Below are 25,243 nucleotides of genomic sequence, written 5' to 3'. Positions count from 1 at the left end.
CTATGGCTATCAATTTACAAAAAGGACAACGCGAAAATATCAACGCACCAAAATTTACAGTAGGTTTAGGATGGGATACAAACAGCAGCAGTACAGGTTCAAGTTTTGATCTTGATGCTTCGGTTTTTATTTTGGGTGACAGCGGAAAAATTCTTTCTGATTCTCATTTTGTTTTTTACAACAACTTAAAATCACCAGATGAATCGGTTATTCATACGGGAGATAACTTAACTGGAGATGGTGATGGAGACGATGAACAAGTAAAAATTGATTTGACAAAAATTAATCCGTCAGTAAAAGAAATCTGTATCGTAGTAACAATTCACGACGCGGTAAGCAGAAAGCAAAATTTCGGACAAGTACGAAATTCATTCATCAGAATTGTTGATGACAGCAACAACCAAGAAATTGTAAAATACGAACTTGAAGAAGATTTTTCTATAGAGACAGCTGTAGAATTTGGAAGAATTTACAACAAAGACGGCCAGTGGAAATTTGAGGCTATGGGTGTTGGAATGAAAGGCGGATTAGAAGATTATTTAAATAAATACAACTAAGATATTATGGCAATTAATTTAGAAAAAGGACAGCGTATCAATCTTGAAAAAAGCAACGGTACCAAATTACAAAACATTTGTGTAGGGGTAAATTGGGGAGCAATCGAGAAAAAAGGTTTTTTCGGAACCAAAAAAGAAGCCGTTGATTTAGATGCAAGCTGTGCTGTATATGATGAGAAAAAAAATCATATTGATTCTGTAAATTTTAGAAAATTAATATCAAACGACCGTGCTATAAAACACAGCGGAGATGATTTGACTGGAGATTTAAATGGAGATGATGGATTGGATAATGAAGTAATCACATTAGATTTTAATCAGTTATCACCAGCGGCAAATTATGTGGCATTCTTTATAAACAGTTTTAGAGGCCAGGATTTCAAAGATATTCCATTTGCTTCTATCCGAATTTATGAAGGAACACCAACAAGAGTAACACAAGAATTTGCACGTTTTGATGTCGCAAACGACGCAACTTTTGCAGGAAGCGTTTCAATGGTTTTAGGAGTTTTTTATAAAAGAAACGGTGATTGGAAATTTAGTGCTGTAGGAGTTCCTACAAGTGATAAGAAGTTAGAACAGACTATTGTGACTATTCAACAAAATCATTTATAAAAATGGAAGAAAATCAATTAATTACACAAGAAAATACTTCTTTGATCGACAAAGACGGTAATGTGAATTTGACTTCAATTACTGAGGCCGAAGTAAATAGTTATAAATCTATTTCGAATCAGATAAATGAGAATGATGCCAATTCGATTCTGAACTACGGAGCAGAAATTCAAAACTCGATTGCAAAACAGAGCGATACTTTTTTAACCAATGTAAGAACTTATAATTCTGGCGAAGTAGGATCTTTGATTAACGATTTATTGACTGAGCTTAATTATGTAGATGTAGATCAGCTTAATCAAGGACCTTTTAAGAGATTTATTTCAAAGGTTCCTTTGTTGAATAAATTGGTTGTAGATGTCAAAAAATTGTTTCAGCAATACGATAAAATTACTGTAAACATTGACAAAATCAGTAACAAGGTTAAGGCTGGTATGATTAATTCTGTGAAAGATAACAGCGCGCTTCAAACCATGTTTGACGGCAATGTTAATCTGATTAAAGAAATGGAAAAACACATTATCGCAGGACAGATTCGTTTTAAGGAATTGAATGAAGAACTTGCTGTTATGGAAGCCAATCCAGCTCAATATCAAGACTATCAGATTTCAGACAAAAGAACATTCGTAAACCGTCTGGACAAACGTTTAGCCGATATGAAGATTGTTCGTTTTATTATGCTGCAATCGCTGGCACAGATTCGTGTCGTGCAGAATAATAACACTTCTATAGCCGAAAAAGCACAGTCTATTTTGACAACAACAATGCCAGTTTGGAAAAACCAGCTGACGCTTGCTGTTGCACTTCAAAGACAAAAACAAAATATCGAGGTTCAAAGAAGAGTATCAGAAACAACCAACACTATTCTGCAGAAAAATGCTGAAATGCTGAGACAAAACAGTATCGAAGTGGCAAGAGAAAATGAAAATACGGTTGTATCTCTAGAAACTCTAAAAATGACGACAAAATCATTGATTGATACTTTAACAGAAGTAAAACAAATTCACGAGCAAGGCACAGAAACCCGAAGACAGCTTGATGCTGGATTACAAAGCCTTGAAGCCGAATTAAAAAAAGGGGTTATAAGCTAATATAGAATAAGGAATTTATTGAATGCAAGAGGAAGAGGAAAGGTACGTTCAAATAATAAACGATAGCAGCAGAAAACTGGTGGTTTTAAAATTGTTGTCCAATTTTTTTAACCACAAGGACTTTGTTGGCGTTTTGGTAAGAACAAAAGTCATTCATTCCCTTTTTCAAAAGAATCAGACATTAGATATCAACAAGCTGGAACTGTTTCATATACAGTATACAAACAGTCTAATCGATTTGTTTCAGAAAATAAAAAAGTCAAAAGAAAGACAGTACAGTTTGGTTTCAGACGAAATATATATCAATAGTGATATTATTGCGAAACTGAAATCAGAAATTGGCAAGGAAGAATTTGCAAGTCAGGCAAGAGAGCATGCAGAAAGAATGTCTCAAAAGATTGAACAGCTGTACAACATCTTTGCTTCAGATTTAAACCTGTCTTTTGACTGGAAAGATATAATTTCTTTTTCTGATAGTGTAAAAACAGAATATTACAGGGAAATTACTATCGAACAGTACGAACAGCTAGCGGCGGTTAAAAAGAGTTTGTACGAAAACAAATATGCGAAGTTTGAAAAGAAACTTTTAGGAAGACTGAACATATTGAAATTTAAAATCAAGTTTTTGTGCGGTCTGGTTTGTAATAATGAAATTATCGAAGTATACGAATTCAGGGATTCTAATGATTTGTTTGTTTTTGTTGGAAATGAAAAAGCCTTTTATCTAATTGAAAATGAAATGGCAAAAGGAATTGATCTTTCAAAAAACAATTCAGCTAAAGGTGAAATTATTCAACAGTTGGAGGATAAAAATTTTGCGCTAGAACAAGAATTAAGCATCATAAAAACTTCATTGCCAGAAAACGTGCAGGAAGTATTGAAAGATTATTTAAATAAAATTTCGTCTGTCGACTTTTTGGAAGACTTGCAAAACGTAGATGAACAGACGAATATTTTAAAATCAATGTTAAATATTAATATTAATTAAAAAGATAAAATGGCGATTAATTTAGAAAAAGGTCAAAGGCAGAGTATTGATGCTCCGAAGTTTACAGTAGGTCTTGGTTGGGACAGCAACTCAAGCAACACCGGATCAAGTTTTGATGTAGATGCTTCGGTATTTTTAGTTGGTGCAAATGGAAAAATTCCAAATGACAACCATTTTGTTTATTACAATAATTTGAAATCGCCAGACGGAGCGGTAATTCATACAGGTGATAATTTAACAGGAGATGGCGATGGAGACGATGAGAAAATCCAAATCGATTTATCTAAAATCTCGGCAGATGTGCACGAAATCTCTTTTGTGGTAACGATTCACCAAGCAGAGACCAAAAGACAAAACTTCGGACAAATCAGAAATTCATTTATCAGAATTCTGGATCAGACCAATACTGAGTTGGTTAAATATGAACTTGACGAAGATTTCTCTATAGAAACTGCTGTAGAATTTGGAAGACTTTACAAAAGAAACAACGAGTGGAAATTTGAGGCAGTCGGAATAGGCATGAAAGGCGGCTTACAAGATTATTTAAATAAATATAACTAATTAAAAACCCAATTTAAACATGGCAATTAACTTAACCAAAGGACAAAAAATTGATTTGCGTAAATCAAGCGGAGAAACATTAACAAATTTTTGCGTCGGTGTAAACTGGGGTGCAATTGAAACCAAAGGATTCTTAGGGTTATCAAAAAACATTACCGAAGTAGATTTAGATCTTAGCTGTATTTTGATTAATGACCAGAACCAGCTTTGCGACCATTTGTATTCTCCATTGTACAGAGTAGAAGTATTGCAGCAATTTGGTTTGCCAAAAGGTAAATTATTAAGTGTTGACGGCGCTCTTAAACATACAGGTGATGATCTTGCTGGTGATACAGGAGGAGATGACGGTCTGGATAATGAGATTATCACCGTAGATCTTTCTAAAGTTGACCCTAAAGTATCGCAAATATTTTTCTTTTTGAACAATGCAGGAAAAGAAGATTTTTCTCAAATTCCATATGCGAAAATCAGAATGTACGAAGGAACGCCGACAAGAGTAGTTTCAGAGTTTGCGTCATACAACGTATCTGCAGAAGCGCAGTATGTAAACAAGCGCTCTATCATTATGGGTAAATTATACAAAAGAAATGGAGAATGGAAATTTAGTGCAATCGGAGACCCAACAGACGATACTTTCTTAGGCCAGACTATTCACAAAATTGTAAAATCGTACCTATAATGCAAATCAAAAATATAGACGGACTAAGAGTTTCGCAGGTGCGTGACTTAGTACACCAAGGAGGTAAATTTGTCATTTTCCCCTATACGATTTCATTTGTATTGATGACTTTAAAAAGAAGTTCAGACATCTATTTCATCAGACCAGATGAAAGTACATTTAAATATTCCTGGGGTTACGCAGTATTGAATTTAGTTGTAGGATGGTGGGGATTTCCTTGGGGACCCATTTACACTATAGGTTCTGCTTATCACCATATTGTAGGAGGTAAAGATTTAACTATGGAAGTAATGAGCCACTTGACACAGCATGATCCAGAGGCAGATACAAGCACATACAACATTGACGGCGTTCAGAGCTCAAATCAAGGAAACAGTCCAGCTACAGAAACACCGACTTATAATATTCCTGTATAAATCGTTACGACCATGAGAAGACTGCCTGTATATTTATTATTAGATACATCCGGATCAATGACCGGAGAGCCAATCGAAGCTGTAAAAAATGGAGTTCAAATGATGATCAGTTCATTACGCCAGAATCCTCAGGCAATTGAAACTGCTTTTTTGAGCGTTATTACTTTTGATACTACAGCGCAGCAGCTGATTCCTTTAACCGATTTGGCCTCTTTTCAGATGGTAGATCTTAAAGCATCGGGAGTTACGGCCCTCGGTGAAGCACTAAGATTAACCGCTCAAAAGATTGAATCTGAAGTTGCCAAAACAACGACAGAACAAAAAGGAGATTGGAAACCGTTGGTATTTATCATGACAGACGGAATTCCGACAGACAACTGGGAAAGCGGTCTGAATGAATTTAAAAAAGCCAAAATTGCTTTTACCGTGGCCTGTGCAGCAGGCGGTGGGGCAGATGCCGCTATTTTAAAACAGATTACAGATAATGTTGTTAGTCTGGATACCGCAGATAGTGCCAGTATCGGCAAGTTTTTTCAATGGGTAACCGCTTCGATTGGGGTAACCTCAACAAAAGTCGAAGATTCAGGAAAAGAATTTACGAATTTAAAAGAATTGCCTCCGCCTCCATCAGAATTAAATATTATCGTCTAAGAACTGAAAGGCGGAGTTGTATTTTTTTTGATCGAATAATTAAATAACATCAAGCGATGTTATGAACAGCGCTTTTCAATTTCTGATATGAAATTCTAAAGTCAGTAATTTTCATTGTTATAACATTTTTTGAAAGTGATATGAGAAGACTACCAGTATATTTTTTGCTAGATACCTCGGGTTCTATGTACGGAGAGCCAATTCAGGCTTTAAACAATGCTTTAAGCGGAATGGTCAATACGTTGCGTTCAGATGCTCAGGCTTTAGATTCGCTTTGGATCAGCATTATTACTTACGATCGTGAAGTAAAAGAAATTGTTCCGCTTACAGAGTTGGTTCATTTTCAGCTTCCTGAAATCACTTGCCCGCAAAGTGGCCCAACCAATACGGGAGCAGGTCTGGATTTTGTCATTCAAAAAGTAAAAAAAGATGTTATAAAAGGTTCTGCGACTCAAAAAGGCGATTGGAAACCGTTGCTTTTTGTTTTTACAGACGGAAAACCTTCGGATATTCAATTATACAGAGAAAAAACTCAGGAAATAAGAAATTTGAGTTTTGGCGCTGTCGTAGGATGTGCTGCAGGACATATGGCAAACGACGAAATTTTAAAAGAACTGACTGATAATGTAGTACATCTGGCTTCTGCCGACAGTTCTACGCTGAAGCAATTTTTTAAATGGGTGTCAGAAACCATCGAGCAGGGCAACAAAAGCCAAGGAACGGGCGAAAGCGTAACATTGCCTCCTCCGCCAAGCGAAATAACTGTTGTGATTTAATTTCAAACAAATGATTGACACATTATTTACATTTACAGAAGTACTGATCAAAGTTGGTAAGGCGGCAGATGAAATGTATTACGAAGGTAAAGACGAAGAATTTGAAGCGATGGTTTTGAGTCCTGAGCAAATTCTGGATTCTATGAACATCGATGATTTGAATATTTGTTATGAAACCTCAACTGTTGCCAATTTTGACATCAAAAATGTGGAACAGACTTTAAGAAAGCAGTATCAAAAAAATGATTTTGCTATAAAAGACGTTATCATTCGCGAAAACTGCGCTTACATTAAAATAATGCATGATATTCCGTTAAATAGAGGGAGTAGATGTTACGGAGCTGCTTTTTCTGTTAACTATATCGAACCCAATAACGGCGTTTCGATTTACGGATACTACACAAAAAACAGTGACGAAAGGCAGGCTTTCAAAGAAATTGCAAACGAGTTGATAAAAGTGTTTTCATAATGCATGCTCTAAAAATAATTGTTCAAATTCTGATTGTCGGGCTGTTTTTGTATTCCAAATTACTGCCTTACAAAGACAGGCTGAATTCACAGTACAAATCTGTTTTTGATTTTTTCAACAGTATATTTTCACCCATCTTCAATTTTCTGAAACCAATGGTCAAGCCTTTCCAGGTTGGAACTGGTCTTGCGGTGGACATGACGCAGATACTGCTTTTAGTTGTTTTTTTAATGATATTAAATTTCCTTTAAAATGAGAAGATTACCGATATATTTTCTAATTGATATTTCAGAATCAATGGTTGGAGAACCGATTCAGCAGGTTGAAGAAGGTTTAGCGACTATTATTCAGGCTTTAAAAACAGATCCACATGCGCTGGAAACAGTTTTTGTTTCGATAATCGTATTTGCTGGACAGCCCAAAACACTGGTTCCGTTACAGGAAATAGTGAGTTTTTATCCTCCAAAATTCCCAATAGGAAGCGGAACTTCTTTAAGCAAGGGTCTAGGGCATTTAATGTACGAATTGAGAAGCAATATCGTAAAAACTACTTATGAGGTAAAAGGCGACTGGAAACCAATAGTTTTCTTGTTTACTGATGGAGTTCCTACAGACGATACTCAGGCTGCAATTAATGAATGGAAACAAAACTGGCAGCGTACGGCAAACTTAATTGCGATTTCTTTCGGAAGCGAAACAGATACAAAATTATTAGGCGAACTGACAGAAAATGTACTGCATTTTAAAAACACAAATGTACAGTCGTACAAAGAGTTTTTTAAATGGGTAACCGATTCAATTAAAACAAGCAGTATAAGTGTTGAAAACAATTCGACTGGTTTTGAACTGGCAAAATTAGACGGAGAAACACTTTCTAAAATAGATTTAACCAAAGAAGCTCCAAACCGTCAATATGTTGATGATAATTTTGTGGTTTTGAATGGAAAATGCCAAAACACAAAAAGACCGTATTTGATGAAATACCGCAAGACAATCGCAGAATCTATTTACGCGGGAATCGAGTTGTCTTCAAAAAGCTACAGATTAGTAGGGGCTTATCAGGTTGATAATTCTTATTTTGAGCTGGCAGATTCGGGCAATTTTAACAATAAGGTCAATACAGACGAACTTATCGGTGGTCCAACGTGTCCTTGTTGCGGTAATCAGGTGGCATTTGCAGTTTGCGTTTGTCAAAAAATACATTGTATTGGAGACGAGCAGATCAGTACTTGTCCGTGGTGTGGCAATCAAGGAAGTTATGGCTGTGGAGAAGGTGGTTTTGATGTAAACAGAACTCAGGGATAATTGTATGGATGAAACCAAAAGATATATACAGTCTTTTTTATCCCAAAAGAAAATTGATATTTCATCACGAAAAGCAGCTCTTTTTGAGGAATTCGCTTCTAATGAAACCAATATCAATGCAGTAAAAATAATTCAGGAAAACCAAAAAATAATCATGCAGAATTGGATTTTGAAAAATAGAATTGATGATATTTTGACACAAACGGTTTTAATTCCGAACGGGACTGTCAACAAAAAATATCAAGCAAAAATTGATTTTGCAGCTTTGGGCTGGAATGATATTGTTTTTTTTGAAATTAAAGGATTAGAGAATTCAGGTCTTGTATTTGACTTGAATGATGAAATACTGTACGGAGTGCCAGAAATAAGCGGTGATTTAAAATTAAAAGCTATGTTTAGGATTGAAGGCGAAGCCGAAGATTCTGTTTTGAATGAAAAGATTATTACGCTTATCGTTAATCCGGATCCAAAGTCGTTATGGAAAAATTTAGAGAGCGATAAAAATGACCCGTTCTGGAAAGCAGATGTTGCTACAGTTTCTGATAAATTTTTAGATAAAAACATAGTTATAGCTTCTAAAAGAGGAAGAAGCCATGCCAATGCAGGTTCTTTTCGAGAAGATGATTTTGCATTTAAAAATTTCAAAGAAATCGGTTGGAGCGTAGTGGCAGTTTCAGATGGCGCCGGTTCGGCAAGTTTGTCGAGACAAGGCTCTAAACTTGCTTGTAATTCGGTTATAGAATATTTTGAAGAAAATCTTAATGCTGCTGTTTTCAACGAATTTGATGCTGTTTTAGCAGCACATCATCAAAAAATTACAGAGGAGACTTCAAAAAAAATAAGCCATTTTGTATATCATAATCTTTCAAAAGCAGCTTATTTTGCTCACCAGAAAATCGTAGAAGCCGCTTTGAAAAACGAGGCAGATTTAAAAAATTTTCACGCGACTCTGATTTTTGCTATGGTTAAAAAATATGATTTCGGATATGCCGTACTGACATTTGGAATCGGTGATTGCCCAATCGGATTATTAGACAAGGAACTTACCGAAATCAAATTGATGAACTGGCTTGATGTAGGAGATTTTGGAGGCGGTACAAGATTTATAACAATGCCAGAAATTTTTCAAAATGATAAATTCTCGTCAAGATTTGGTTTTAAACTGGTTGATGATTTTTCGTATTTAATGCTGATGACAGACGGGATTTACGATCCTAAATTTGTCGTGGAAGCGAGTCTGGAAAAAATTGAAAAATGGAATGAATTCCTAAACGATCTGCAGGGAAATAATGAAGACGGAATTAAATTGGAATTTAATAAAGATAATACTGAAATTGCAGCGCAGCTTTCTGACTGGATGGATTTTTGGAGCCCAGGAAACCACGATGACAGAACCCTCGCTATAATTTACTAAATCATGAGTACAATAACTGTAAAATCAATTAACGATCCTGCAAAGTCCTACCAGTTTGTCGATAACGGCGAACCGATGCGCGGGGGTGTAAAGGATGTTTATTTTAGTCCAGATAAAAAATATGTTGTAGCTATTTTTAGGGAAAAACTAGATTTTAACCAAAAAGAAAGGTTGCAGCGCATTACCAACAAATACCTTTCGCAGATTCAGAACGGAGAGGCGGGCGATTATTATCTTAAAGAAGTCTATAGATGGCCGACAGACGTAATCGAGCATAAAGGGCTGACAGGAATAATTGTGCCGATTTACGACATGAAATTTTTCTTTAAGAAAGGATATGAAACCAGTGATTTAATTCAAGGAAAAGAAAAAAATGGAAAATGGTTTGCAGGTTCTAAATTTAGAAATCCCGCATTTCCGCTTCGTGTGGCAAAATCCGAATTAGGAGATTGGCTGAGTTATTTTCAGGTTTGTGTTAATTTGACGAGAGGTGTAAAAAAAATGCACGCCATGGGATTAGCGCATTCTGACTTGTCGTACAATAATGTTTTGATAGATCCAATCCAGAAATCGGCTTGTATGATTGATTTGGACGGATTGGTGGTTCCAGGATTGTTTCCTGCAGAAGTAATCGGAACGGCCGAGTTTATTGCGCCAGAAGTGCTTTCGACCAAACATTTAGACAAATCAGATCCTAACCGAAAACTGCCAAGCCGATTGACCGATCTGCATGCGCTGCCAGTTTTAATTTATATGTTTCTGCTTCACAGGCATCCATTAAAAGGAGGAAAAGTACACGATTTAGATACCGAAAAAGACGATTTGCTTTCGATGGGAGAGAAGGCTATGTTTATCGAACATCCAACAGACCCAACAAATCGTCCAAAACTCAATCAGGTGTCAAAATGGGATCTTCCTTGGGCAGACATAGACAAATTGCCTTATACCCTTACAGGACCTTACTTAAAAGCATTATTTGATAAAGTATTTGTAGACGGGCTTCACAACCCGATGCAACGTCCGAATGCCGAAGAGTGGGAAATTGCTTTATTGAAAACAACCGATTTAATGCAGCGTTGCCATAATGTTTCGTGCGACCAAAAATGGTATGTTTTTGATAATACCAACAGTCCGCGATGCCCATTCTGCGGAACGCCACACAAAGGAACGCTGCCGGTTTTAGATTTGTATTATCAATTTCAAGATACCGTTTGGAAACCCGAAAATCACAGATTGATGGTTTATAACGATCAATATTTGTTTCAATGGCATGTTAATCGTAATATTGTCAGAAATGAGAAAATTACACCGCAGCAGAAAATGCCGGTAGGTTATTTTACTTTTTTTAATAATAAGTGGGTTTTTGTCAACCAGAAACTGACTTCTTTAAAAGATTTAACAGAAGACAAAGAAATTCCGATTGGAACAATGGTAGAACTTACAGACGGAAAAAAAATACTCCTATCCAATGAAGAAGGAGGACGAGTGATAGTCGTAACAATGGCCAATACATAATAAAATTTTAACTTAATCAATTATTTAAAAATGAATCAACACCCCATCTTTTCAGAACATCCCGGTTTAATTATCGTTTTTGCGGTTGCCGTAGTCATCATGCTGCTGCTGGATTTAGGAATTTTTAATAAAAAAAGCCACGTTGTAAGCAATAAAGAGGCTATTACTTGGTCATTAGTCTGGATCAGCTTGGCGATGATCTTTAGTGGTTTGGTGTACCATTTTGCCGGTGCTGCGAAATTTTACGAATTTCAGTCGGCTTATTGGATCGAAAAAGCACTTTCGGTAGACAACCTTTTTGTTTTTATCTTGGTTTTTAAGTTTTTTGATGTTCCTAATGAAAATAAGCACAAAGTTTTATTTTGGGGTATCATTGGTGCCTTGGTTTTACGAGCGATATTTATCTTCTCGGGCGCTTTCTTGATCGAACTGACGTATTTGAACAAACTTTTAGGTCTTGCGGGAATCGAAGGATTTAAGTATGATATCAACTTGATTATGACTGCTTTTGGTTTGTTCTTGGTTTATGCAGGTATCAAATCTTGGTCTTCTGGAGACGATGACGACGACGAAGATTACAACAATACACGCGGGGCTAGATTGATCAGAAAGTTTTTTAAAGTAAGCGACAAATACGACGGCGATAAATTTTTTACTTACGAAAACGGTAAAAAACTGGCAACACCGCTTTTGGTGGTTGTAGCAGTAATCGAATTTACAGATTTATTGTTTGCAGTAGACTCTATTCCAGCAATCTTTGCTATTTCAAATGATCCATTTATCCTTTATACGTCAAATATTTTTGCGATTTTAGGGTTAAGAGCCTTATTCTTTTTATTGGATAACTTTATTCACTTATTCAGCAAATTGCAGTACGGACTTGCGATTATTCTTTCGTTTATCGGAATTAAAATGATCATTTCTCCATTCTATCACATCGATTCTATTTACTCATTAATGGTAATTGGAGGAGTTCTTATCATTTCTGTGATTGCTTCTATTTTGTTTCCAGAAGCAAAAGAAGAATAAGGTAAACACAACATAATTGTAAGCGGATGGAAATTGATTTTCATCCGCTTTTTTTTTGTAGCGATAGTAAAGTTTCAAAACTTAAATGGCTAAATTTCAAAAAGAAATAAAAACAAACTGTGGTTTTATTTGTTTTGGTGTCGGCTGCCAAAACTTAAATTAATTATCATACTTTTGCACTTTCAAAAAAAGTGGTGATTTTTATCGGAACTGCTTAACAATAGTTACAAATTATGCTTAATATACACAATCTTTCAGTTTCTTTTGGCGGAACTTATTTATTTGAAGAAGTTACTTTTCGTTTAGGTGCGGGTGACCGCGTTGGCCTTGTGGGTAAAAACGGAGCTGGTAAATCGACGATGCTAAAAATGCTTGCAGGAGATTTTAAACCCGATTCAGGAGTAATTTCACAAGAAAAAGATATCCGAATGGGATTTTTGCGTCAGGATATTGATTTCGAACAAGGAAGAACTGTTTTAGAAGAAGCATATGAAGCTTTTACAGATATTAAGGCTGTAGAAAAAAAATTAGAGCAAATCAATCATCAATTGGTGACCAGAACCGATTATGAAAGCGAAGAATACGGACAAATTATCGAGGATTTGTCTGATTACACACATCGTTTTGAGCTTTTAGGAGGTTACAATTATGTAGGCGATACAGAGAAAATCCTTTTAGGTTTAGGTTTCAAGAGGGAAGTGTTTAACAATCAGACTGAAACTTTTTCTGGAGGATGGAGAATGCGTATCGAATTGGCTAAATTATTATTGCAGTCCAATGATGTTTTATTGCTGGATGAGCCTACGAACCACTTAGATATCGAAAGTATTATCTGGTTGGAAAATTTCCTTCGAAATTATCCGGGAGTTGTAGTAATTGTGTCGCACGATAAAATGTTTTTGGACAATGTAACGAACCGCACCATCGAAATTTCATTAGGAAAAGCATACGATTTCAACAAACCTTATTCTCAGTATTTAGAATTGCGCCATGAAATTCGCGAAAAGCAATTGGCGACCCAAAAAAATCAGCAGAAAAAGATAGAAGAAACCGAAAAGCTGATCGAGAAATTCCGTGCCAAAGCATCAAAAGCATCTATGGCGCAGTCGCTCATTAAAAAATTAGATAAGGTAGAACGAATTGAAGTTGATGAAGACGACAATTCGGTTATGAATATTTCGTTTCCAGTCTCAAAAGAACCAGGAAAAGTGGTTATCGAAGCAGAAAATGTTACAAAAGCTTACGGAGACAAAACGATTCTTAAAGACATTAGTTTATTGGTTGAAAGAGGGAGTAAAATTGCTTTCGTTGGACAAAACGGACAAGGAAAATCTACTTTCATCAAAGCATTGGTAAACGAATTTGAATACGATGGAAATATCAAATTGGGACACAATGTTCAGTTAGGATATTTTGCTCAAAATCAAGCCGAACATTTGGATGGAGAAATAACGCTGCTGCAAACTATGGAAGACGCGGCTTCAGACACTAATCGCATGAAGGTACGCGATATGCTGGGAGCATTTTTATTTCGTGGAGATGATGTTGAGAAAAAAGTAAAAGTGCTTTCGGGAGGAGAACGCAACCGTTTGGCGCTTTGTAAATTATTATTGCAACCAATCAACGTTTTGCTGATGGATGAGCCGACAAACCACTTAGACATTAAATCTAAAAATGTATTAAAAGCGGCGCTTCAAAAATTTGGCGGAACTTTATTGCTGGTTTCACACGACAGGGATTTTCTTCAAGGAATGTCAAATATTGTATACGAATTTAAAGATCAGAAAATCAAAGAATATCTAGGGGACATCAACTTTTTCTTAGAGCAGCGCAATCTTGAAAATATGCGTGAAGTCGAGAAAAAAGATGTTGTTAAAGCTGCTCCAGTAAAAGAAGTTCCTAAAGTATCTTACGAAGATCAGAAAAAAGGAAAAGCGCTTCAGAACCGATTGAGTAAAATTGAAAGCCAGATTCAGCAATTAGAAAAAGATATTCAGCATGATGACAAAATGCTGGCTTCTAATTATGACAAACACGCAGAAGACGCTTCTTTCTTTACGGCATACAACAAAAAGAAACAAGAACTAGATCAATTGCTAACCGACTGGGAAACAGTTCAAGAAGAGATTGATAGTTTTAATGCTTAGTTTTTTTGTTTCAGGTTTCAAGTTTCACGTTGTTTCGTGTAAACTGAAACTTGAAACTTGAAACCCGAAAACCAATTACTTAATAATCCCAATAGATTTTGAGTGTGCTATTGCTTCTTCGCTGTCTTTAAAATAACAAACCTCAACATCCAGGCTTTCCATATTTGTCAGGATTTTTAAGGTCGATTCTTTTTTGTTTTTTCCGGTTTGCCTAATATATACAGCCATCACCGTAACAGGAAATATTTTGCAGATTCGTTCGTATAAAACAGGATCATGCTGCGAATCGTCTCCAATCAAAACATATTTTAAGGTTGGATAAAATTCGACCACATGTTTTATTTTTTCAAACTTATGATTGTGGCTCCCGCGTCCGCTCATAAAAAAATCGGTAATTCCTCTTTTAATATCTTTTAGCAAAAGGACCGCTTTGGGCAGTTTGTGTATTTTGGTAAATTTTACAATAAAACGATAAAGATTCCATTCGCTGCTAGAAATGTAGAAAAACGCATTTTGTTCTTCTTCATTATTTCTTCCAGCAGCACTTAGTGCTTGATAATGGGGCACAACATTCTTAAAAACTTTACGGTCGTTTACGTTTTTAAACAGCAAGATGTAAAGCTTCATAAAAAAATTCCGCGTGTGCGAAATCAGAAAAGTATCATCGATATCCGAAATAATTCCGAGATTTCCTTTATGCGGTCTTATAAAATTGCCCGTACAATTAATTCTTTGTTTATTGTAGAGAATATACGCCTCATAATTCATCCAGCCAAAATGCGTTTCTTTTTCGAGCGGAATGCAGAATTTAAAATAACCGTCATCCAGTGTTTTGGTATGAATTTCTTGCCCGCCGTATTTTAAATAAACGTCGAAATTTTCTAAGGTTTTTATTCGGAATAAATTGATAATTGATTTGGCATTTTTTAGATTCTTTTTCTGGAAATCATAATTGAATTCTCGCTTAAAAACATGCCCCATTACAATTAATTCCTGCTCATTTGCATAACCTCGATATAATTGTAGAATTGGTTTCATTAATTGCGTACTTTTATATATGTAAATTACTTAATTTAATTGGTTTTAAAAATAAAATTTTGAAAAAGAACGCCTTATTCATTGTAAATCCGATTTCGGGAGACCTTGATAAATCTGATTTGATAGAAGCTGCACAGGAGTTTGCGGCTGTCAATAATATAAACTTGAATGTTTATGAAACTACAGGAAAAAATGATATAAAAAATATTCAGAACCTTTATAATGAATTCCAGCCCGAACGAATTATCGTTGCCGGCGGCGACGGAACCATAAAAATGACCGCCGAAGCAATGGAAAATCATAATGTGATTATTGGAATCATTCCAGCCGGTTCTGCAAACGGTTTGTCAGTCGATTTAAATCTTCCTGCAACAATCGAAGAAAATTTAAAAATTGCTTTCCTGCATCATTATATCGAAATGGATATGATTTGCATCAACGGCAAAAAAAGCATCCATTTGAGCGACCTAGGGCTCAACGCCGATTTGGTAAAAAATTACGAACAGAGTGATTTGAGAGGTTTTTGGGGCTACGCAATGCAAGCTTTTACAACATTAAAAGATTCCGGAGATCCCTTCACTGCTTCGATTACCGCCAACAACAAAACTGTAAAACATGTTGCCCGAATGATTGTGGTCGCTAATTCTAAGAAATACGGAACCGGTGTGACTATAAATCCCAATGGCGCTATGAATGATGGCAAATTTGAATTAGTAATCCTAAAAAGTCTCGATTTGCTTTTAATCGGAAAAATTATCACAGGAAATATGCCAATTGATTCAGATGACATCGTAATTATTTCAACCGATAAAGCAGAAATAAAAACCGATAAACCGGTAAGTTTCCAGATTGATGGAGAATACTGCGGTGAGCAGACGTCTTTAGAAATTCATATTTTGCATAAGCAGATGAAATTGGCTGTGCCTTAAATATTTAACTATTTAAACGGATTTCGTTCCTGCCATTCCGTTTTGGGTTCTAGATAATTGAAAAAACGACCGATATTGTGGTTTATTAAAGCATTACTGTGGGTGATCAAGCCGTACATTTTTACAGGTTTGGCGCCCACAGAACTTTTGATTTCGAGAGCCGTTCGAGCAAAAATGATTTCTTTAAATCCTTTTTTAATAGAATAAGCAATCATGTCGTACAACATATTAAGATACAGCATTTTTTCGCGTTGAATGCTTTCGTCGTATCCTAAAAAATACGTGTCCATTACATCGCCGTTTTTTATCAAAGTATTAAAACCAATAAGCTTTTCATCCAAAAAATAACCATACAACAAAAAGTTGTCCTGCATGATTTCCTTAAAAAAGCTGAAATGATTTCTGGCTAGAAAAAAAGTGTTGAATGGAGCATTTTTAGCCACATGGAAATACAAATCGTAAATAACATCTTCATATTTTCTAATGTCGTCCAATGTCATTTTTTGTTTTACGATTCCCTCAGATTTTTTGCGGGCGCGCTTGTATTGATCTCGATATTTTTTTGAAAGTGCATCGATGTAATCCTGTTCGGTCTTCCAGTTTTCATTAATGGAAAAAATCATATTGGGCTGAGTCGAAAACGTATAATTGTTTTTGAATTCGGCCTGAAGCGGTTTAATTTCCGAAGCTGTAAAATCTTTTATGCTGGTAATATGTACTTTTTTGCCACTGGCTTTCAGCTCTTTTTTAAGCTGTGTAATCGCTTTATGAAGTGTTTTTACAAATTTTGATTCTTTTACATCTGCAGCAAATGCAAATGCGTTTTGACCTGTAAGCATATTGTTGCCGACAAATAAAACGTGTGAAGCAAAATTCTTAAAAGCAAAATTGCGAACAGAAGTCTTAAGGCATTGGTCGCGTTCTCCGAATGATTCCAATCTTTCGGCAAACAAAAACTGCGTCAGCGCAATTCCGATAAGCTTTTCCTCTTCAAAAAAACCGATAAAATGGCAAATCATATTTACCGGGCAAGAATTTTCCAATACTTCGAGATATTCTCGTGTCAAAAAAATGTTGGAGGCAGCCAGAAAATTCCATTCTTCGGGTACTGAGGTTGCGCTGTTGTAAATTTTGAAAGAGTAATTTGTATTCAAGAGAGTCGACTAATTTCTTCAAAATTAGCTAATATTTAGAATAACTTACTTTCTTTAAGTTAATATTAAGAAAACCCGTTTGACTTTAAATTTCAAACGGGTTTTTATATTTTAAGTTTAAGCAAACTGACAGATTAGACCACCCATAATAGTAAGCGAAAGCATCCAGAAACCGGCATGTATCAAAATGTATTTCCAAGATTTTCTTTCGAATAAGCCATTGATTCCGATAATTGGCAAAGCAAAAAACAAACCGGATATAAAACCATGAAGAGCGCCGTGCTTAAACGTACGAAAGTGCTTGCCATAATCGGCCATAAAAGCATGAAAAGAAGGTTTAGCTGCCGCAATTTCAGGAGGTCCTCCAATCATTCCGATTGCGCCAGACTGATGTATTGTAAACGAAAGCAAGGCCGAAGCAAGCATAACAGAAAAAAGGTATGTAAGCCCGAAAATCTTGAGCATATTGCCTTTTCGAAGTTCTTCCTGTGTAAAATTGTTTTCTTTCATCCAGATGGTTCCAAAAACTTTTGGATGGTACCAAACAAACCCTGTAAACAAAGTTACAATTCCGGCAATGAAGAAAATAGAATAGTTAATTTCCATATTATGAGGTTTTTAGAATTAGTTAGTTCAAATGTAATTAAAAAAAGAAGATGCTCGTTTTTTTTTAAACTTCGTTAATTGTTTCTTTATAAATACTTTATAAAGATTTAATAGTTTATAGTGTTGAAAAAAGGTACTTTTGCCGCCGAATTCTAATTTTAGAGACCATAATGCGAATTTTATCTGCCTTTATTTTAAGTTTTGCTTTTTCTGTGAATGCTCTAGCAGCCGATGTTTCGGTTAAAGAGAAAGAAGCGCTTCTAAAACTTTATCATGCCACAAGAGGAACAAATTGGAAAACAAAATGGAATTTATCGCTTGCTGTGTCAGAATGGTACGGAGTTGTGGTGAAAAACAGTAAGGTAGTCGAAATAGATTTGTCGTCTAATAATCTGCAAGGAGAGCTTCCAGAGGCTTTTTTTGATTTGACAAATTTGGTAAAATTGAAACTTCAGAATAATAAAATAAGCGGCAAGATCTCGACTTCGATTCAGAATTTTAAAGAACTAGAAATTTTGGATTTTTCAAATAATGAGATGACGGGTTGTATTCCGTCAGAAATTGGCGCAGTAGCCAAACTTAAAAATCTGGAACTTTATAAAAATAAACTTTCAGGCGAATTGCCGTCAGCAATTGGAAATCTCAACCGATTAGAAATTCTGGCTGTTTTTAGTAATGAAATTCAAGGAAATTTACCACAGTCATTTTACAAATTAACAGGATTGAAAGTGCTTCTATTGAACAATAATAAGCTGTCTGGGTTTTTGAATAGTGAAATTGCAAATTTTGGTGTTCTTGAAAATTTAAGTTTGTTTGACAATAACTTTGAAGGCGAAATTCCTGCTGCAATTGATAAACTGCAAAAACTTACCGAACTGAATCTGTCTTACAACAAATTTACGGGCACGGCTTCAAAACATATTGCTTTGCTAGATGCCCTTAACCTGACAATGCGGGACGAAAACGGAAAACCATTTTTAATCGAAATAACCAATCAGGGCATATTGCAATACTGATTTAAGATAAAAAGATATTTAAAAAAAGAGGCAATTAATTGCTGCAGTATTTTTGGATTTATACATTTTTTTATATTTTTATTTTTAACTTTAAAAAGAAATAAAGCTGTTATTTCAGCTGTAATAATAACCCTTAATAATCACTATTATGATCATAAAATATCAAGGACAGCAACACGGAAAATCGACTGTTTTTACATTAAGAATTATTGGGAACAATTTATCTAAAAGCAGTTCAAACTATCAAATTGATCTTTTAGTAGGCGATAAGCAGCTTCCTCTTTTTACTTCAGAAATCCACCAAAGCTTGTCTAACTGCCTAAAAGAGATTTATTTGTTCAGAAAACATAACGGAATCACATTTGATGCATCATCAGAAAAAATTGCACCGCTTTTAGTGCCTTACGATTTGGTTTTGTTCAACTATAACAAATATGCTTTGTTTAGAGCTTAATATTTTTACAATAAAAACAAAAAAGATCATTCAGCCGAATGATCTTTTTTGTTAAGATAACACGTTGAGTAAATTTTTTTTCAATTCTATTAAATCAGCTTAGATATAAATCTGCCTAAATCTGCTTTAATCTGTTTGAAAAATTTATAAGCAAAAAGGATTTCACGCAGTTTTTAGCAGATTAGATTTTAATATTTGAATGAAGCTATTTTATTCTATTTCATCCAAAGGGTTAAGATAAACTTTCCAATTGCTGGAAAACAGGAATAAAAAGTTTTCCTTTTTCAGTGATGTAATATTCTATGTGAAGTGGTTTTTCTTTGATTACGATTTTTTCCAGTAAACCTTCTTCTTCCATTTCGCGCAACGCAACAGCCAGAGATTGTTTGTTTGAGCCTGGAATCTGACGCAGCAGACTGTTAAAACGAAGAGGGGCTTCTACTGCAAGCTTAAAAATTTCGGCTTTCCATTTGCCCGATAATAATTTCAAAAGTGCCTGAGCCGGACAAGTTTCTGTTTTCTCCTGAGATTGATTGGCAGCCATAATTAGACTTAGGTTTAAATTGACGGAAGATTTTGTCAAATATAGGAATAAAGTAAAAAGCAGATTACGACACTGACTAAATTTTGAAAAAACAGTAAATAAAAAAGCTCCAGATTTCTCCGAAGCTTAGTTTTATGGGATTATTTTTCTACATGATATTTGGGATCTATCGTAATCAATAATCTTTTGCAAAGCATAATCAACCTATTTCTGATTGATTTTAGAATCAATGTCATGGCATCGAAATTTTCGACTTCTTTTTTCGTTTTTATAGCGATAATATTGCTGATTATCGAAATTCCATCGCTCACAATTAGCAAATCCATTACGATAGTTACAAACCATTTGAAGTTGTAATTAAGACCGATGCTCATTAGTGCGAGCGCTGTCGGAATGAGCAATACGGCCAATTTGGAAACGAATCCAGATGCCAGTTTTTTAAAACTAAACGGGTTATTTAATACAATGGCTTTGGTAACGCCCAAAAAAGTATCCATGACCATCAGGTAGAACAATACTTTAACAATTCCCGTATCCATTTCCAGGTAAATAAAAACCCCATAAAGCAGCAGCTTTATTTCATCTAAATATTCTGAAATTTTATTCATCTCTTTTTCTTTTTTGTTAATTTCTAATTGTAATTCTTAAGGACATGTTTTTTAGGCCTTATCTTTGAATAACCTTTTGGGGTTTGCCCCAAAAGGTTACGCGGCCCTGAGCCACTGCGTAATGCGTCTTTTTTTTTGCTCTTCCAGTAAGCAAGCAAATCGAATTCTTCGATAATTTCTGCTAATTTCTTCCCGAACTGAAGGAAAAAGCGAATCAATGTGTTTTTTGTTGTTTGATCTAAGCTGTCTGCATAAATTGTGTGTGTTTTGATTTTGGATTTTTACTCAAAAAAGGGCATAAGTATAGCTGTAACAAATGGTTGAATTTGTTAGTATCGATAGTTTATTTTCGAAATGCGATTTGTGATTTTAGTACAAAATGCAGTATGTTTTTATTTTTTTAGAAATCTTCTTTCCGAAGATTGAGCGTAATTTTACCGCAGGCCTTATGGTAAAATTTTTATTTTTTCCTAGAACAAATTTAGTTCTCAAGGCTGCTTTTTCCAATTTTTCAGAAGGGCAAAAGCTGTAGTTTCAGTCTTTTAAGCTTTGGCTTCCAAAGAAAGACCTTCGCTGATAATAGTATAAATAGTGCGTTCAGTTAAGAACAAACTGTCTGAAAGTTCGGCAACTACGACTTTCATTTGTTTGGCTTGATTTGTATTAATGTAATTTAAAACATAATCTCTCCTTTTTTCTAATAATGTTCTGCTTCTTTTCATGATATGAGGTTTATGAGATGATAAAATTTGTTTAGGTTTTGTTTTTGGTTGTTTGGTTTAGATTAAGGAGCGATGTCTAGATTTATATTTCCTTCCACTTGATTTGTGTTTATGCCGATTATTCCAGAAGTCAGGTTGTATCCAAGTTTTTCTAGTTCTGTATTGCTCATGCCATTGTTGAAGAGAATGTATTTCTTTTTTAACGCATTTTCGATCAGGGTTGTTTTGTACGTCATTTCCTAAATAAAATAATCGTTTTTTGGCCAATACACTTCTTGGTTGCAATATTGTTTTTCTTTTACTTTAAAAGTTGAATTGGTGTCTATAAAAGCGTTACTGTTGTCTCCAGACAAAATGGCTTTATCTATGCGAGAAGCAATTTCGAACGCTTCTTCGTAGTTCAGTATCGAAACATTTCCTACCGGAAGAACAATCGAAAGAGAGAAAGATACATCTGCCTTGTAATTTTTTTCTGAGGACGTTTCCCAGTTTACAGCATCGTACTTAAACATTATTATAGGAGTTTCTATCGCGGTTTTAAAAACGGCATCGCTGTAAAGCTGTACTTTTGGCGCAATCGAAACAAGTTCTGTTTCTATTGCATTTTTTTCCTGGTTATAAAATTCTTTTAAAATCATATGTTGGATTATTTTTAAGCAAATATAAAACATATGTTTGATTATTGCAAACATATTACATATAAAAACGCAGTAATTTCAGTAATATGATTTAAGTATCTGAGCCTGAATCTGTATGATATTTCATAGAAAATGGATTCTTTAAGTGTTGAAAATCAATGATTTTTAAAATAAATCAAGAACAGATGTTGTTATTTCCCATATATTACGTAGCTTTGCAACATATACTTGAAGTTTTGCTTTAAGTAAAACATATTACATAAAAATCGAAACCGAGTTGCAACATGGAAATACACGATAAAATAAAACGCATTATAGACGAAATGAAGTTAAACAATAACTCATTTGCCAAACTAATAGGAGTTACAAGCACAACGATAGATAGTATTACTATTGGAAGATTACAATCTGATGGTGAAAGAAAAAGAACCAAACCAGGTTTTGATCTCCTTCAAAGTATTATTACACATGCTAAGGTTAATCCGGACTATTTTTTTGGAGATAGTGCAGATATTTTCATCAATAAGTCAAACAATGCTGTTAGTCTGCATATACCTAAAATTATAACGGTAAACGAAGAAGGAGATGAAAACATTAACTTTGTTGGAGTAAAGGCCCGCGCCGGTTACCTTGACGGTTATGCTGATCCGGAATATATGGAAAGCCTTCCTTCTTTTAGTATGCCGATGCTGAAAAACGGTACTTATAGATGTTTTGAAATTAAAGGAAACTCGATGTCCACAACAATTCACGACGGAGATTATCTTTTCGGGAAATATGTTGACAATTTTGATGACATTCTCGACGGAAGAATTTATGTAATTGTCAGCAAAAATGATGGAGTAGTAGTAAAAAGGGTTTTAAACAGAATTAGAGAAAGCGGAAAATTAATCCTGAAATCAGATAACCGCGACGGAAATTACCCAATGTATTCTATTTATGCCGAAGATATTCTAGAGGTTTGGTACGCGAGCATGTATGCCTCTAGACAAATGCCCGATCCGGTTAATATTTATGAAAAGATTCACGATCTAGAAAGTAAATTCTATGAAATGGAAGAGACATTGAGAAAGAAATTGAATTAAGTAATTAAAGTTGATTCCAAAAAAAAAAGAGAAAGTCTTATTGTTTAAGGCTTTCTCTTTTTTTGTTTGCATTGTTTTGACCTTTGTCTTTTGTTTGGTTTTGCAGCAACATTATTTCAGATTTATAGTGTTATCTTTTTAGGGGCGCTTTTACCAAAAACATTTAAAGGTAAATTAGCTGTAACTCTTTTAAATCAATCAAAGAAGACCATTTTATTGGTCTTTTTTTATGCGAAAAAATATAGTAGTCATAAAAAAATGACTGCTTGTGAGACACGATTTATTAATTGATTTTTGTTTGCTGTAAATCAAACCAGTTTATAACTTAAATCTTTTTTCATGAAAAAAAAATTAACCGAACTAACTACAGCAGAATTAGATAGAAGAAAAAAACTGCTTACCGGAATTTTAATCGGCACTGCTGTTTTATGGCTGTTTTTAATTGGAGCCGTATTTTTTCTTTTAGTCAGCAAATCAAAAAGTCTGGTTGCTGGATTTGTTCCAATTCTAGTTTTGCCGGTGGTATTGATGCCGCTTTTTATTTATTGGAATCAGTTGAGCGCTGAAATCAAATCCAGAAAAAACGGTTAAAACGGCTGGATTATGACTATCGAATACTGCTTAAACTGCGAGCAAAAAGTTTCTGGAAATTTCTGTTCAAACTGCGGACAGAGTACTCATACGCATCGTTATTCTCTACACCATTTTTTTGTGCATGATTTTATACACGGAATTTTTCATTTTGACAACGGTTTTTTCTATACCATAAAAGAGCTTTTTACAAGGCCCGGCCATAGCATAAGAGAGTTTATTCAAGGAAAAAGAGTAAAGCATTTTAATTTTTTTGCAATGGTAATCATCCTGCTGGCCCTAAACTATTTTCTATCAAAATGGACAAAAACTGAACTGACCGATGTGTTTAATAAAGAAAGCGTTTCGGGGCTTTCTAAAGTTATAAAAGGCTATTCTAAGCTGGCAACTTTTCTCATAATTCCGATTAATGCTTTACTCAGTTTTTTCATTTTTAGAAAAAGCAGACAGAATTACACCGAAAATCTGGTGCTCAATATCTATTTGCTGGCAGGAATCATTAGTTTTCGGGCAATTCTCTATCTGACTATGATTGTCACAAACGATGTTGAGGTGATCAGGGCCACAAATCTGGTAGTTGTCTTTTTAATTTTTGCTTATACAGCAATTTTCTTTTACCAGTATTTTTCGGCTTACAGTTCTAATCGTATCAATCTGGTGTTGAGGGTTCTGCTGATTTCTGTTTTGTTTATTATTACCAAACAAGGAATCAATAATCTGATTAACGAAATCGGAATTAAATACCTGCATTAACCGAGAAGAAAATCAGAAAAGAATTTATTCCAGCAAAACAGCTTCGTTAGATTTTGACTAATTTTAGCCCCCAAGTAAACATGCCCAAATCTAACAACCTTATGAAAACTACTTTTAAAATTGTATTACTGTGTTTTTTGGTTTTCTCTTGTAAAGAAACGCCAACGAATCTGAATCAAAAAACAACTAAAAAAGTTGCGGTTGCACAAAAACAAAACTTAGCAGATGTTCAACCCGTAAGTCAAGATTCTGACAGAGATTTTAGAATAAAATTCCCCGATTTGACACTTATCCTGAAAGATATTGATATGAGCTGTCGGGAAGAATACAATGAAATAGATAAAAGCTACGAAACCACACAAGATACTATTTTCTTTGACCTTTTTGCTGGTGATTGGATGAACGAAAAATCGTTTAAAATTGAACAACCTCAAGTTGCCGAAATAGAATTTTATGGAAGGTATGAAATGAGGATAGGAATAAATACAGAACGAGAAATAGAAGTTCCTTTTTGTGTTTTGGAAGATTGGAAGAAATACACTTCAGAATGGGTAAAAATTGACGTTGATCAGGATGACTTAAGATTCCCGATTACAGATATAGTAGAAAATCATTCTAAAATGCCTAAGAATCCGATAGCTTATACTCTTGACGAATTAAAAGCCGCCGTAAACAAACATTGTGGAGCTGATTGGTATGATGAAATTAAAAACGTCGAATCTGTTGATAAATTGCCGGTTGATTTTTTTGAATATCGATACATTTATAAAATAAAGACAAGAAACATCAAAACCAATAAAGTAATCGAAAAATACCTTGTTTTTTATACTCCGACAAGCTGTTAAGAATTCATTCTAAACAAAAAAGCTTCAGATTTTCTCTGAAGCTTTTT

At 34.8% G+C, this 25,243-nt stretch carries 30 protein-coding genes; 22 read left to right on the top strand and 8 right to left on the bottom strand.

Annotated elements, in window-relative coordinates; all coding sequences use genetic code 11:
* Window positions 1-2 precede the first annotated feature (2 nt).
* The 15 genes from E0W73_RS09980 to E0W73_RS09905 all read left to right on the top strand — a co-directional run bounded on the left by E0W73_RS09980 (window position 3) and on the right by E0W73_RS09905 (window position 14,213).
* The gene (locus E0W73_RS09980) at window positions 3-557 is read left to right on the top strand and encodes a TerD family protein (RefSeq protein WP_135221930.1); all 555 of its coding nucleotides are present in this window, start codon (window positions 3-5) and stop codon (window positions 555-557) included.
* A gap of 6 nt (window positions 558-563) precedes the next feature.
* On the top strand, window positions 564-1,172 hold the full coding sequence (locus tag E0W73_RS09975; protein ID WP_135221929.1) for a TerD family protein: 609 nt from the start codon (window positions 564-566) through the stop codon (window positions 1,170-1,172).
* A 2-nt stretch (window positions 1,173-1,174) separates the two neighbouring features.
* Window positions 1,175-2,263 carry a toxic anion resistance protein gene (locus E0W73_RS09970; protein WP_135221928.1) on the top strand — a complete coding sequence of 363 codons (1,089 nt, stop codon included), beginning with the start codon at window positions 1,175-1,177 and terminating at the stop codon, window positions 2,261-2,263.
* A 94-nt stretch (window positions 2,264-2,357) separates the two neighbouring features.
* Complete coding sequence (locus E0W73_RS09965) at window positions 2,358-3,251, top strand: hypothetical protein (RefSeq protein WP_244248464.1); 894 nt, start codon at window positions 2,358-2,360, stop codon at window positions 3,249-3,251.
* Window positions 3,252-3,260: 9 nt separating this feature from the next.
* Window positions 3,261-3,812, top strand: a complete 552-nt coding sequence (locus E0W73_RS09960) for a TerD family protein (protein ID WP_135221926.1) — start codon at window positions 3,261-3,263, stop codon at window positions 3,810-3,812.
* 19 nt (window positions 3,813-3,831) lie between these two features.
* On the top strand, window positions 3,832-4,491 hold the full coding sequence (locus E0W73_RS09955; protein WP_135221925.1) for a TerD family protein: 660 nt from the start codon (window positions 3,832-3,834) through the stop codon (window positions 4,489-4,491).
* Window positions 4,491-4,907 carry a hypothetical protein gene (locus E0W73_RS09950; protein ID WP_135221924.1) on the top strand — a complete coding sequence of 139 codons (417 nt, stop codon included), beginning with the start codon at window positions 4,491-4,493 and terminating at the stop codon, window positions 4,905-4,907. Before E0W73_RS09955 ends, E0W73_RS09950 begins: the two co-directional genes overlap by 1 nt.
* Before the next feature lie 12 nt (window positions 4,908-4,919).
* On the top strand, window positions 4,920-5,558 hold the full coding sequence (locus tag E0W73_RS09945) for a vWA domain-containing protein (protein WP_135221923.1): 639 nt from the start codon (window positions 4,920-4,922) through the stop codon (window positions 5,556-5,558).
* Window positions 5,559-5,698: 140 nt separating this feature from the next.
* Window positions 5,699-6,334, top strand: a complete 636-nt coding sequence (locus tag E0W73_RS09940) for a vWA domain-containing protein (protein ID WP_135221922.1) — start codon at window positions 5,699-5,701, stop codon at window positions 6,332-6,334.
* 10 nt (window positions 6,335-6,344) lie between these two features.
* A complete protein-coding gene (locus E0W73_RS09935; protein ID WP_135221921.1) occupies window positions 6,345-6,803 on the top strand; it encodes a hypothetical protein in 459 nt (152 codons plus the stop codon).
* A gap of 252 nt (window positions 6,804-7,055) precedes the next feature.
* Window positions 7,056-8,108 carry a TerY-C metal binding domain-containing protein gene (locus E0W73_RS09925; protein ID WP_135221919.1) on the top strand — a complete coding sequence of 351 codons (1,053 nt, stop codon included), beginning with the start codon at window positions 7,056-7,058 and terminating at the stop codon, window positions 8,106-8,108.
* A gap of 4 nt (window positions 8,109-8,112) precedes the next feature.
* Window positions 8,113-9,522: a PP2C family serine/threonine-protein phosphatase gene (locus tag E0W73_RS09920; protein ID WP_135221918.1), complete on the top strand. Its 1,410-nt coding sequence runs from the start codon at window positions 8,113-8,115 to the stop codon at window positions 9,520-9,522.
* Between the two features lie 3 nt (window positions 9,523-9,525).
* Complete coding sequence (locus tag E0W73_RS09915) at window positions 9,526-11,037, top strand: helix-hairpin-helix domain-containing protein (RefSeq protein ID WP_135221917.1); 1,512 nt, start codon at window positions 9,526-9,528, stop codon at window positions 11,035-11,037.
* 30 nt (window positions 11,038-11,067) lie between these two features.
* The gene (locus E0W73_RS09910) at window positions 11,068-12,066 is read left to right on the top strand and encodes a TerC/Alx family metal homeostasis membrane protein (protein ID WP_135221916.1); all 999 of its coding nucleotides are present in this window, start codon (window positions 11,068-11,070) and stop codon (window positions 12,064-12,066) included.
* Between the two features lie 233 nt (window positions 12,067-12,299).
* Window positions 12,300-14,213: an ABC-F family ATP-binding cassette domain-containing protein gene (locus E0W73_RS09905; protein ID WP_135221915.1), complete on the top strand. Its 1,914-nt coding sequence runs from the start codon at window positions 12,300-12,302 to the stop codon at window positions 14,211-14,213.
* A gap of 75 nt (window positions 14,214-14,288) precedes the next feature.
* Here the strand turns inward: E0W73_RS09905 and E0W73_RS09900 are convergent, their stop codons facing one another.
* The gene (locus tag E0W73_RS09900) at window positions 14,289-15,251 is read right to left on the bottom strand and encodes an App1 family protein (RefSeq protein ID WP_135221914.1); all 963 of its coding nucleotides are present in this window, start codon (window positions 15,249-15,251) and stop codon (window positions 14,289-14,291) included.
* 59 nt (window positions 15,252-15,310) lie between these two features.
* On the opposite strand from E0W73_RS09900, the gene E0W73_RS09895 reads away from it, so the two are divergent.
* Window positions 15,311-16,180 (top strand): diacylglycerol/lipid kinase family protein, encoded by an 870-nt coding sequence (locus E0W73_RS09895; RefSeq protein WP_135221913.1) that lies wholly within the window; start codon window positions 15,311-15,313, stop codon window positions 16,178-16,180.
* A gap of 8 nt (window positions 16,181-16,188) precedes the next feature.
* Here E0W73_RS09895 and E0W73_RS09890 read toward each other — a convergent pair whose 3' ends face one another.
* Both E0W73_RS09890 and E0W73_RS09885 read right to left on the bottom strand, forming a co-directional pair.
* Window positions 16,189-17,334: a GNAT family N-acetyltransferase gene (locus tag E0W73_RS09890; protein ID WP_135221912.1), complete on the bottom strand. Its 1,146-nt coding sequence runs from the start codon at window positions 17,332-17,334 to the stop codon at window positions 16,189-16,191.
* A 117-nt stretch (window positions 17,335-17,451) separates the two neighbouring features.
* Window positions 17,452-17,940, bottom strand: a complete 489-nt coding sequence (locus tag E0W73_RS09885) for a DUF1761 domain-containing protein (RefSeq protein ID WP_135221911.1) — start codon at window positions 17,938-17,940, stop codon at window positions 17,452-17,454.
* A 170-nt stretch (window positions 17,941-18,110) separates the two neighbouring features.
* On the opposite strand from E0W73_RS09885, the gene E0W73_RS09880 reads away from it, so the two are divergent.
* Together E0W73_RS09880 and E0W73_RS09875 are read left to right on the top strand one after the other, a co-directional pair.
* Window positions 18,111-18,956 (top strand): leucine-rich repeat domain-containing protein, encoded by an 846-nt coding sequence (locus E0W73_RS09880; RefSeq protein WP_135221910.1) that lies wholly within the window; start codon window positions 18,111-18,113, stop codon window positions 18,954-18,956.
* 148 nt (window positions 18,957-19,104) lie between these two features.
* Entirely contained in the window at window positions 19,105-19,410 is a 306-nt protein-coding gene (locus E0W73_RS09875; protein ID WP_135221909.1) for a hypothetical protein, read from the top strand.
* A 232-nt stretch (window positions 19,411-19,642) separates the two neighbouring features.
* Here E0W73_RS09875 and E0W73_RS09870 read toward each other — a convergent pair whose 3' ends face one another.
* The 5 genes from E0W73_RS09870 to E0W73_RS09855 all read right to left on the bottom strand — a co-directional run bounded on the left by E0W73_RS09870 (window position 19,643) and on the right by E0W73_RS09855 (window position 21,922).
* Window positions 19,643-19,954 carry a winged helix-turn-helix transcriptional regulator gene (locus tag E0W73_RS09870; protein WP_135221908.1) on the bottom strand — a complete coding sequence of 104 codons (312 nt, stop codon included), beginning with the start codon at window positions 19,952-19,954 and terminating at the stop codon, window positions 19,643-19,645.
* A 140-nt stretch (window positions 19,955-20,094) separates the two neighbouring features.
* On the bottom strand, window positions 20,095-20,562 hold the full coding sequence (locus E0W73_RS09865; RefSeq protein ID WP_135221907.1) for a phage holin family protein: 468 nt from the start codon (window positions 20,560-20,562) through the stop codon (window positions 20,095-20,097).
* Window positions 20,563-21,104: 542 nt separating this feature from the next.
* Window positions 21,105-21,284 carry a hypothetical protein gene (locus E0W73_RS09860; RefSeq protein ID WP_135221906.1) on the bottom strand — a complete coding sequence of 60 codons (180 nt, stop codon included), beginning with the start codon at window positions 21,282-21,284 and terminating at the stop codon, window positions 21,105-21,107.
* A 62-nt stretch (window positions 21,285-21,346) separates the two neighbouring features.
* Window positions 21,347-21,520: a hypothetical protein gene (locus tag E0W73_RS21580; protein WP_244248463.1), complete on the bottom strand. Its 174-nt coding sequence runs from the start codon at window positions 21,518-21,520 to the stop codon at window positions 21,347-21,349.
* 3 nt (window positions 21,521-21,523) lie between these two features.
* Window positions 21,524-21,922: a hypothetical protein gene (locus E0W73_RS09855; protein ID WP_244248462.1), complete on the bottom strand. Its 399-nt coding sequence runs from the start codon at window positions 21,920-21,922 to the stop codon at window positions 21,524-21,526.
* Between the two features lie 284 nt (window positions 21,923-22,206).
* Here E0W73_RS09855 and E0W73_RS09850 point away from each other — a divergent pair, with 284 nt between their 5' ends.
* The 4 genes from E0W73_RS09850 to E0W73_RS09835 all read left to right on the top strand — a co-directional run bounded on the left by E0W73_RS09850 (window position 22,207) and on the right by E0W73_RS09835 (window position 25,196).
* The gene (locus E0W73_RS09850) at window positions 22,207-23,007 is read left to right on the top strand and encodes an XRE family transcriptional regulator (RefSeq protein ID WP_135221905.1); all 801 of its coding nucleotides are present in this window, start codon (window positions 22,207-22,209) and stop codon (window positions 23,005-23,007) included.
* Window positions 23,008-23,346: 339 nt separating this feature from the next.
* Window positions 23,347-23,598: a hypothetical protein gene (locus E0W73_RS09845; protein WP_135221904.1), complete on the top strand. Its 252-nt coding sequence runs from the start codon at window positions 23,347-23,349 to the stop codon at window positions 23,596-23,598.
* 12 nt (window positions 23,599-23,610) lie between these two features.
* Entirely contained in the window at window positions 23,611-24,351 is a 741-nt protein-coding gene (locus tag E0W73_RS09840) for a DUF3667 domain-containing protein (protein ID WP_135221903.1), read from the top strand.
* Window positions 24,352-24,452: 101 nt separating this feature from the next.
* Window positions 24,453-25,196, top strand: a complete 744-nt coding sequence (locus E0W73_RS09835; protein ID WP_135221902.1) for a hypothetical protein — start codon at window positions 24,453-24,455, stop codon at window positions 25,194-25,196.
* Window positions 25,197-25,243 lie beyond the last annotated feature (47 nt).

The organism is Flavobacterium foetidum (assembly GCF_004634245.1).
Lineage (GTDB): Bacteria > Bacteroidota > Bacteroidia > Flavobacteriales > Flavobacteriaceae > Flavobacterium > Flavobacterium foetidum.
The sequence above is the reverse complement of the archived record's forward strand: the minus strand, read 5'-3'. Positions and strand labels throughout refer to the sequence as shown.

Bases quoted from the DNA above. Each gene is read 5' to 3' on its own strand.
- E0W73_RS09980 (WP_135221930.1), top strand. From the start codon at position 3: ATGGCTATCAATTTACAAAAAGGACAACGCGAAAATATCAACGCACCA.
- E0W73_RS09975 (WP_135221929.1), top strand. From the start codon at position 564: ATGGCAATTAATTTAGAAAAAGGACAGCGTATCAATCTTGAAAAAAGC.
- E0W73_RS09970 (WP_135221928.1), top strand. From the start codon at position 1,175: ATGGAAGAAAATCAATTAATTACACAAGAAAATACTTCTTTGATCGAC.
- E0W73_RS09960 (WP_135221926.1), top strand. From the start codon at position 3,261: ATGGCGATTAATTTAGAAAAAGGTCAAAGGCAGAGTATTGATGCTCCG.
- E0W73_RS09955 (WP_135221925.1), top strand. From the start codon at position 3,832: ATGGCAATTAACTTAACCAAAGGACAAAAAATTGATTTGCGTAAATCA.
- E0W73_RS09950 (WP_135221924.1), top strand. From the start codon at position 4,491: ATGCAAATCAAAAATATAGACGGACTAAGAGTTTCGCAGGTGCGTGAC.
- E0W73_RS09945 (WP_135221923.1), top strand. From the start codon at position 4,920: ATGAGAAGACTGCCTGTATATTTATTATTAGATACATCCGGATCAATG.
- E0W73_RS09940 (WP_135221922.1), top strand. From the start codon at position 5,699: ATGAGAAGACTACCAGTATATTTTTTGCTAGATACCTCGGGTTCTATG.
- E0W73_RS09935 (WP_135221921.1), top strand. From the start codon at position 6,345: ATGATTGACACATTATTTACATTTACAGAAGTACTGATCAAAGTTGGT.
- E0W73_RS09925 (WP_135221919.1), top strand. From the start codon at position 7,056: ATGAGAAGATTACCGATATATTTTCTAATTGATATTTCAGAATCAATG.
- E0W73_RS09920 (WP_135221918.1), top strand. From the start codon at position 8,113: ATGGATGAAACCAAAAGATATATACAGTCTTTTTTATCCCAAAAGAAA.
- E0W73_RS09915 (WP_135221917.1), top strand. From the start codon at position 9,526: ATGAGTACAATAACTGTAAAATCAATTAACGATCCTGCAAAGTCCTAC.
- E0W73_RS09910 (WP_135221916.1), top strand. From the start codon at position 11,068: ATGAATCAACACCCCATCTTTTCAGAACATCCCGGTTTAATTATCGTT.
- E0W73_RS09905 (WP_135221915.1), top strand. From the start codon at position 12,300: ATGCTTAATATACACAATCTTTCAGTTTCTTTTGGCGGAACTTATTTA.
- E0W73_RS09900 (WP_135221914.1), bottom strand. From the start codon at position 15,251: ATGAAACCAATTCTACAATTATATCGAGGTTATGCAAATGAGCAGGAA.
- E0W73_RS09885 (WP_135221911.1), bottom strand. From the start codon at position 17,940: ATGGAAATTAACTATTCTATTTTCTTCATTGCCGGAATTGTAACTTTG.
- E0W73_RS09880 (WP_135221910.1), top strand. From the start codon at position 18,111: ATGCGAATTTTATCTGCCTTTATTTTAAGTTTTGCTTTTTCTGTGAAT.
- E0W73_RS09875 (WP_135221909.1), top strand. From the start codon at position 19,105: ATGATCATAAAATATCAAGGACAGCAACACGGAAAATCGACTGTTTTT.
- E0W73_RS09870 (WP_135221908.1), bottom strand. From the start codon at position 19,954: ATGGCTGCCAATCAATCTCAGGAGAAAACAGAAACTTGTCCGGCTCAG.
- E0W73_RS09865 (WP_135221907.1), bottom strand. From the start codon at position 20,562: ATGAATAAAATTTCAGAATATTTAGATGAAATAAAGCTGCTGCTTTAT.
- E0W73_RS09860 (WP_135221906.1), bottom strand. From the start codon at position 21,284: ATGAAAAGAAGCAGAACATTATTAGAAAAAAGGAGAGATTATGTTTTA.
- E0W73_RS21580 (WP_244248463.1), bottom strand. From the start codon at position 21,520: ATGACGTACAAAACAACCCTGATCGAAAATGCGTTAAAAAAGAAATAC.
- E0W73_RS09855 (WP_244248462.1), bottom strand. From the start codon at position 21,922: ATGATTTTAAAAGAATTTTATAACCAGGAAAAAAATGCAATAGAAACA.
- E0W73_RS09850 (WP_135221905.1), top strand. From the start codon at position 22,207: ATGGAAATACACGATAAAATAAAACGCATTATAGACGAAATGAAGTTA.
- E0W73_RS09845 (WP_135221904.1), top strand. From the start codon at position 23,347: ATGAAAAAAAAATTAACCGAACTAACTACAGCAGAATTAGATAGAAGA.
- E0W73_RS09840 (WP_135221903.1), top strand. From the start codon at position 23,611: ATGACTATCGAATACTGCTTAAACTGCGAGCAAAAAGTTTCTGGAAAT.
- E0W73_RS09835 (WP_135221902.1), top strand. From the start codon at position 24,453: ATGAAAACTACTTTTAAAATTGTATTACTGTGTTTTTTGGTTTTCTCT.